Genomic DNA, 9,719 nt, shown 5'->3' with positions numbered 1-9,719 from the left:
AATTTTGAATTGTGGGTTGATATTACTTATTGTTTTATAGGATGTTTCAAATATACGACGTATCAATTACATAAATTGGAGATGTTTGTTTATGAAATACAATAAAAGACAATTTAAAAAAATAAATGATAAAAATTTACTTAAAAAGGTTAAAAAAGATTGGGTAATTGTTTCTGCAGTCACTTTATCTATTTTAGGTGGCTTTGCAGTTTCTGGAACAATAGACGTGCATGCTGAATCTAATAATAGTGATGAACAACATACATCAGAAAGTAATAAAAGTAGTAATGATGTAATTAATACACATAATAATGTTAGTCAACAAAACAATAATCAAAATTCATTACATAATGAGAAGGTTGGTTCTACAAAACAACCACAACCTAATCCTCAAAATAATGACAAACATGTTTCTTCCGCAGCTAGTTCAGTCAATGCATCATCAAACCAAAATGATGACAATCATCCCTATCAAGGAATGGTTAATCAAACTAGTAAGATGGTTAAAGGTGCAATGCAAAATGATCAAATTACGCAAGATCAAAAAAATGAAGCACATAATGGATCAATTGATGCTTGGAATGGCATTCATTCAAATGATCAGAAGCAAGACATCAATAATGTACCAACAGATACTGATTATTATAAGGCTGGTTATCAAGGAACCGTTGATGCTTGGAACAAATATAATGATTTGAATCAAGGAAAAGGAACCCAACCAACTAAAAATTATGCCAGTAGTAATTATCAGCCATATGGTGGTAAAAATACTGATTACAATAATCCCACTAGTGTTGATTCAGATTTGAATAGTGGTAAATTTAGCACTAATACTGATCAAGAACATCAGGCTAATATTCCTGAAGATCCTAGTGATAATCAATCATATGTTCAAAATAATAATCAAAATATTAAAAGTAATGCAAATTACTCAACCAATGATTATAATCAATCAATTAATTTGGACAGTAATAATTTGTCCAATTTAAACTTAATGAATCCGGCACTTAATAGTGCTTACAACCAAGGTTTTACTGACTTTTTGGGCTATCAAGGAACTTACGATGCTGAAAATGGCCGTTGGAGTGGTAAAAAGATTAATGATGCTATTAGTAATTTAGATAATAATTCTCATAATGCTTATATTCAATCATATAATGGTGCTCAAGCTGCTATTGCTCAACAATTTACGAATCAAAATACATTTAGTTATGATATAGCCAATGGCGCCAAATTTAATCCAACACCAGTGCAAAATGCATCGCAACAATATATGGATGGTTTTAATGACGTTGTTCATAAAGTTAATGATGATAAAACTGCCTTTGTATCAAATGCATTACAAATAAATAATGCAATTAATACTCATTATCAAACTGCTTCAAGTGATCAAAGTAGTTTATCAAGAAGCAATTTGTATTATTATGGTGATATTGAAAATATTAATTTCTTAAATGATATTAGTTATCAAGATACTCAATTAAGAAGTTCCAGTGGATTGGAACAATATGAATATATATGGCCTGAGTCATATAGTCCTGCTAACTTAACATTTAATGGACAAAACCATGTTACTGATTTTGGTGGATTAACTTACTCATTACAACCAAATAATTGGTCAAAATTGGATGATGATCATGCTACTCAAATGACTGTTAAAAATTTTCATACTATCTATGGTAGTGACTATTGGGGTTCTATGAAACTAGAAAAAACAGGAACGTTGAATTATAGTAATGTTACTTATATAGGTGCACAGTTTGTTAATGCTCAAAGTGCGAATGTTAATATTAATGGTAATTTAAACATCTTTTCTGTTGGTAATTACAATAGCCCATGGATTGGTAGCAATGTACCAGCTGAAGGTAATGATGGAGATAACTATTCAAACTCCAGTAATGTTTGGGGTAATAGTCAACAAAATATGGAAATTGGACGTATGACAATTCATGCTGGCGGAAATTACTTTGGTAGTACCACTGGTGGTAATGCAGTGGAGCTTGGTGGTAATTTAACTCTAGAAAAAGGCTCTCACATGAAGTTAGTACCAATGAACAATGTTAATAATTGGGCTGAACATTCATTATATTCACCATCAATGGGGCTTTACCTTGAAGGAAGAAATTCAAAAGTAAATCTTGCTAAAGGTGCACTAATTGAAATTAATCCAACTACTAATGATGCAAGTCGAGGCTTGGCTGAAGGAATTTATGTTCATGCAGGAAATATTAATATTGACGGTGGTGAATTTGATATTAATGATAATGGACCACTACCAACAAATTCGAATTATGCAAATTATATTAATGGTTCAGTTACTGCCGATCATAATGGTTGGTTTAAAATTCATGGTAATAATTTAGATAGTTCACAAAATAGTCGTAATAATTTAGTTGAAGTTGACGGTAACCTTGTAATCACCGATGAAGGTAACTTAGAAATTCATACCGATGGAACTGGTCCTAACAACTTATATTTACTTAAAAATACAAATGGGTTCCATGTTGATAATCCAGGAAAAAAAGTTCAACTACAAATTGATAATCGTGACGGTAAAGCTGGACATGGTAACTTATTTACTAATTCAATTACCGCTTACTTTACTAAGTATGCATTAGGATACAAGAATGGAACGAAAGACAATGTGCCTAATTCACCAGAATTAACTCCTTATCGAGTTGTTGTAGTTCCATCTGGTGGTTCTAACATTAGTTATACGACTTTAGATGGTAAAAATATAACATCAAATGATAATGCTTATGGTGCTAAATATTTATCATTTAATGCTAATCCAATGGCTGATTTTAATGGTAATATTGATGATAAAAATCAAACTGATGATACCAATAAGTTAACGGGTTCAATTATTTTAAAGAATTTACCTCATCCTGCTGGACTTGGCGATAATGGGCAAATTGAAATTAATGTTAATGCTGATAATAATAATGATATTAAAGCTATTCCTAATAGTATGTATTTAATTCAAAATGGTAAACGAGTTGCTGTTAAATACTTTAAAGATAATAGTAATCTTAATGGTTATTTTATTAATGTGCCTAATTCAGCTCAAAATGGTAATTTAATTAGTTTTTGCTATGATTTATCAAAAACACCACAAAATGAAGTGACTGTGACAACTAATTATTTCAACGGAGTTAGAGCGCAAAAATTAAGTAAAAATGGTATTTCAAATGGTTCTAACTCAGATGGCAGTGATAATGTTAATTTTCCTAATAATCCAGATCCTAGTGATAGGTTAGATCCATCAGTTCCAGATCCACTAACTAACGATGATGCAATTCGTGATGGTTCTCGTGATGGAATTATGGATGCTTCTAAGGGGATTCCTAACCAAGCAACTGCAACTGTTGCTTATAAAAAATATTATCAACAAGATCATAAATTAGCTGAAACATATCGTGATACTTATGATAATGGATATAATGGTTATACTAATGGCTCTAACGATATAAATGATTATAAATATGATCCAACCAAAAATAATTCAGCATCTGCAGAATATCAAAATGGTTATAATGAAGCATTTAATGATTATCAAAAGGATTTTATGGATCATGAAAATGGTATGTTTAATGATCAATCTCAAAATAAAACTTATCAAAAAGGTAATGATGTGGCTAAAGGCGTTCAAGATACTGTTGATGGAACATATACCAATAACAACAGTAGTACAGAAGAACAAATGGGACATGAAGCTTTTGAAAAAGGATTTAGTGAACAAATGTCCAATCAAAAAGGTCCAACTAAAAGTAATGCATATGCTCCCGCTTATAATTATGGGGCAGAAGTAGCCCAAGGTATGCAAGATCAAGCAAAAGGAAATTATTCTCACATGCCTCAAAACAATAATGGATCTAACTATGTAGGATATCAAAACGGTGTAGAAGCTAGTAAGGGAATTTATGGTGCCTTAAATAATCATGATGAAAATGATCAAACTAGTCCATCATATAAAATAACTTATGAAGCAACTATTAAGGGTATGAAGAACCAAGGTATTGATGATACAGATAATCCATTACAAAAATATGCCAATGAATTTGGGAAAGCTGTTTATAATGGTATTCATGATGTAGAAACTAATGTGAATACTACTGACTATCCAAAGAACTCAGTACAGAGTAATATTTATGAAAAAACTGCCAAAAACTTTGCTTCTGGTGAAGGTAAGATAACAGTAAATGATGGTAGTGTAGATGTTAATAGTGTCGGTTATAAAGCCGGCCAAGCAGCATTACAAGGGATTCTAGATGGTAAATCAGGTGATGACAGCGAAAATAAATATCATAATCCTTCACTCCAAAGAACAGTTTATGATAATGCTAAAAGAGCCTTTAATGCTGGACTAGCTGGTAATAGTGATAACAGTGATGCAAAAGCTAATCAATTTGCTAATCAAGTAGGAATGGATACTAAGCGAGGAATGGATGACTTCCTATCTGATAAAAAGTCTGATGCAAATTACGCTGATAACGTAAACTATCAAAATGGCTATCAAGCAGCTAAAGATGGCTTTAATGGTCAAATTCCTAAGCCTGGAACGGTTGATCAAAAAGAACGTAAAGTTTATAACATGAGTGAAAATATTCAAATTGCGACTGCTGCAGCGGTACAAGATATGAATAATAATAAACAATCTGTTGATAGTGAAAGTGCTTATCAGCAAAACATGCCTACTGATGATAAATCTCAAGCAGCTTACAAAGAAGCCTATGCTGCATATAAGTATGGTGCTAATAACGATAACAAAGATAATCCAGTTACTCCAGAAACTTTAGATCAAGCTAAAAATAATCAAGGTTTAGCTTATGATCAAGGAACAACTTATCATGCTACTCAAGATGGGGTTAGCGATGCTCGTAATAATAATAGTGAACATGCTAAAGATTATACTAACAATGATAATCAACAAGCTGCATATAATAATGCTAAAGCAGCTTATCAAGCTGGATTTAACCAACAAGATGATAGCTCAGCGGTTGATAAAAACCAAGGAAGCTCCTATAACTTAGGTCGTGCTGCTCAAGCGGCAATCGAAGATGCATCTAGTGGAAAGTATAATAATGACCCTGATGCTGAGGGACAAGATGAAAGCGGACATTGGTCATCTAGAAATGAAAATAATAGCAAGGATAGTGCTTATACCAATAACGACCAAGCACTCCCATGGACCAATCCACAAAAACAAGAATATGATGATGCTTATAGATCATATATTCAAGGTCAAAATGATGCGAAGGCTAAGCAAGAAGCTACTAAAGCCGGAATTACTGATGAAGCTGGTAACAAAGACTTTGAATCACAGTACTCTGCAAGTGGTCAGGCTATTCAAGTAGCTAAAGATGCATATCAAAATGCTCGTGATGCATATAAAGCCGGTTATCAAAATGATGATTCTTATATCGCAACTGCCCAAAATAATGATCAAGGGGATGCTTATAACCAAGGGCGTGCTGCACGTGCTGCCGTTAAAGATGCTGAAAATGGTATTAATAATGCGACCGATGCTCAGAATAATCCTAATAGTTTCTATAATAATGACTACAGACCAGGAACTATTTGGAATGCTGCTCAAAAGCAAGCTTATCAAGATGCATTTACAGCTTATCAAGATGGTCAAAATAGCAGTGAGAACGCTACTAATGAACCGGATACAGTACAAAACAAAGCTTATAAAGATGGTCAAAATGATAAAGTTGTAAAACAAGCAGTGGAAGATGCAGTGAACGGTATTACTGGTATTACTAATGTGCCAACAGCTAACGCAGATGTTTATAAAAATGCACAAACAAATTATCAAGCTGGCTTTGATAATCCGACAAAGACAAATGAAAATAATGATTTCTCATATCAAACTGGACAAACTGCTCGTAAAGCAATTATTGATGCCACTAAAAATACAAATAATATTAATCAATATAGTGGTGAAAATAAGGTAATCTACCAAATTGTGCAAAATAATTATCAAGATGGACTAGCTGGAAAACCTACTCATAATGAAAATCCTACTGATCCTGGTAAAAGTGAACCATATAGTGTAGGTCAAGCTGCTAAGCAAGCTATTTATGATGCTACTAACGGCAATCAAAAATCAGCTGATGATTCTACTAATTCATCTGCTGCACAATTAAATAATGGCGATGCATCTGATCGCAAAGCCGCATATGATAATGCTAAAAATGCTTATAATGCGGGATTAGATAATAATTTAACTAATGATGATCAAAAGAATGCTCAATTAAATCCAACCGCTAATCAAGCTGGTCAAGCCGCTTACAGAGGAATTAACGATGCCATTAATGGACATGACAAAACTAACGGTCAATCAACTGATTATAGTCAAGCATATGATAATGCTAAAGATGGCTTAGATGGACAACCTAAACATAGTGAATCTAACAATAATGTAGCATATCAAACTGGTAAAGCTTATAATACTGGAATTAATGATGAAGCTAGTGGGAATACTGCTAAAGCAAATGATCCAAACAATCCAGATAATGATTCTAAAAACTATAATAGTACGCAAAAACAAGCATATGACCAAGCTAAGAAAGACTATAGTGATGGAGTTAATGGTAATACTATTGATAATTCTGGTAGTAATATCAACCCTAATAGTAAAGGCTATCAACAAGGTGTTACTGCTAAAGATGATGCTAATGCTATGGCTGCTGGAATTAATGATGAATCTGATGGCAATGAATATAAAGCAGATGATCCAAAGAATCCCAATCAAACCGCTCAAAAATATACTGGTAGTCAAATTGATGCCTATAATAATGCAAAAACGGATTATATAAGTGGTTATAATGCACCTGCTGATAGTTCTGGTAACGGTCAAAGTCAAGCTTATCAAGCCGGTCAAGCTGCTAAAAAAGGAGTTATGGATGCGCAAAAGGGTGATATTACTGATGATTCTTACACCAATCCAACACAACAAGCTGCTTATAATAAAGCTCAAAACGATTATGTTAATGGTAATGAAAGCTATGGCCAACCAAGCGAAAATAATGGTATCGCATATCAAACTGGAAGATCTGATGATGAGGGTGTTCGTAAGGCTTTGAAAGATCCATCTGACGATAAAACTAATCATAATGCAGCATATCAAGCCACTAGAGATGGTATGAAAAATAGTGGAGAATCAGCATTCTATAAAAGTCATCAATTAGCATATGATATTGGGAATGCTACTAAGCAAGCTATTGATGATGCTAATAATGGTGATACTAAATCGAATGGAGATACTGTTTATAACGGTCAGCCTACTAAAGCGCTTATTTATAGTAGGGCTAAAAATGATTATATTGCCGGATTAACCGGTAGTGACAATGCGGCTGAAGATATCGATCATAATAGTGTTTCTTATCGTGCTGGAAGTGCGGCTAAGGCAGGTATCGCTGATGCAACGATTGGTAAACATACGCCACCAACTGATAATAATTTTGATACAACTGCATACGATAATGCGCAAAAGGCATATCAAGCGGGCTTAGATAATAATACTACTAGTCAAGATAAAACTGATGCTCAATTGAATCCTATTGCTAATAATGCTGGGATGAATACAAAACAAGGAATTCATGATGCTATTACTGGTCATCCAGATGCATCACAGTACAGTCAAAACACTGATTATCATAATGCATATGACAATGCCAAAAATGGAATGCAAAATAATGGTCAAAATAAAGATACCATTGCCTATCAAAGTGGTCAGGCTGAACATCAAGGCATTATTGATGCGCAAACTGGTCAAAAGCACGCAGCTGATTATAACCATAATTCAATTGCTATAGCGGCATATAGTAATGCTAAGAATGCATATAATGATGGTACCAATGGTGATAATGATACTTCGAATGCTAAAGCAGATCCAATCGCTAATGAAGCCGGCCAAGCAGCTCGTGACGGCATTAATGATGCCATTCATGATAACAGCGATTCAGCTGATAAATATCAGCATGATCCAGCAGCCGCTAATGCTTATCAAAATGCTAAAAAGGCCTATCAAGCGGGGTTGAATGGTGATACTACTAGCGACAATGCTAAGGCTAATGCGGAAGCTAATGCAGCTGGGCAAGCCACTCGCGATGGGATTCATGATGCTGAACAAGGTAGTAATAGTTCAGCTCCTAAATATAAAGGTAATAAGACAGCTACTGATGCTTATCAAAAAGCCAAACAAGCCTATCAATCAGGCTTGAATGGTGATACCACTAGCAAGAATGCTACAAATAGTCCTGAGGCTAATAAAGCTGGTCAAGCCACTCGTGATGGGATTCATGATGCGCAAAATGGTAATACCAACGCTGCTAATAAATATGCAAATGATTCCAATGCTAATAATGCTTATCAAAATGCACAAAAATCATATGCTGCTGGGCAAAAAGGTGATAAGACTAGTCCAGCTGCGAAAGCCAATGTGATTGCTAACCAAGCTGGAGCTAATGATCATTCCAATGCTGATCAGGAAGCCGCTGCCCAAAATGAAGAAAAACAAGGTAGCAAGGCCTTCATTAATGGTTATCCTGATAATAGTGATAATCCTTCTTATAAGAAAGGCTATGATCGTGCTAAACAAGGTTTTGATGATGGGATGAATAATCGTCCAAAAGCTGCGCCTAATGATGATAGTTATAATACTGGTTATCAAGCAGCTAAAGATTATCAAAAAGGTGCTAGCGACGCTAGTCATGATGATCCTCGCGCCGATAACGGTAGTTATGCTTATAACGATGGTTATAATGCTTATGAAAATGGAACTAAAGGCGAACCATATAATAATGATAATATGAATCCTAGTTATCAAAAGGCTTATAAGCAAGCATATAATAACGGTAATAGTAATTATATGAAGGCTCGTAAGGATAATCATAAGATTAATCGTCGTTCTTTGAAGCAAGATCGTAAGAATCAACGCAAGGCATTTGAGATTAAGTATGCTAGCCATGAAGGGTATAAGCATGGGATGCATCTAGATTCACCTGCTAAGTTGAGAGGTTTTTCTAGAGTTTATAAACATGCTTATATGAAAGCTTATGTAAAAGCTTTGAGATTGCATATTCCTCGTTATGTATATAACTTAAAGAAGATATATCGTCATAATGAACCTAGCTTAACCGCAAGGACTAGGAATGCTGAATATACAAAAACATTGCTTCGTAATCGTCATGAATTTAAAGTCCGTGGTTATGGATTTACACCTGCAGGACACTTGATCTTTAGAGTGAAGGGTGGATGGATTAGCGCTGCTCATTCATCAATTGCTGATTTGTATTACAGACATAATGCAATCAAGCACAATCTAAAAGTTAAGGTCATTCGTGAACGTGGAACTTACATCTATAATAGTAAGCATTTTAATCATAATAGTGAGGTTAGATACCTAAGAACCGGTAAAATTATTAACATTAAAAGTGTTGAAAAAGTCGGTCATATCACTAGATTTTATCTAGGACATGGCAGATATCTATCAAGCAATAAGACGATTGTTAAAAAAGTTGGTTAGTGAACATTTATAGATGAAAAAGTGATTAGAAAAATTTCTAATCACTTTTTTGTTTACGTCAGTATAAATTAATTGAAATGAATATGTATCTTTTATAAAATATCATTACTATTTATATGAAAGTGGGATGAATTTATTCACAAAAAATTAAGCAAATGTGTGTACTAAGCCCCGCAATAGTGTT

1 protein-coding gene is annotated in these 9,719 nt (G+C 33.9%); it reads left to right on the top strand.

What is annotated here, in order from left to right; genetic code table 11:
* The first annotated feature begins 91 nt into the window (after positions 1 to 91).
* A complete protein-coding gene (locus C7N41_RS02345) occupies positions 92 to 9,535 on the top strand; it encodes a DUF5776 domain-containing protein (RefSeq protein ID WP_105964138.1) in 9,444 nt (3,147 codons plus the stop codon).
* Positions 9,536 to 9,719 lie beyond the last annotated feature (184 nt).

It is taken from the genome of Apilactobacillus micheneri (assembly GCF_002993975.1).
Lineage (GTDB): Bacteria > Bacillota > Bacilli > Lactobacillales > Lactobacillaceae > Apilactobacillus > Apilactobacillus micheneri.
Note: the sequence above shows the minus strand (reverse complement) of the source record. Positions and strands in the feature narration are given on the sequence as shown.

Bases quoted from the DNA above. Each gene is read 5' to 3' on its own strand.
- C7N41_RS02345 (WP_105964138.1), top strand. From the start codon at position 92: ATGAAATACAATAAAAGACAATTTAAAAAAATAAATGATAAAAATTTA.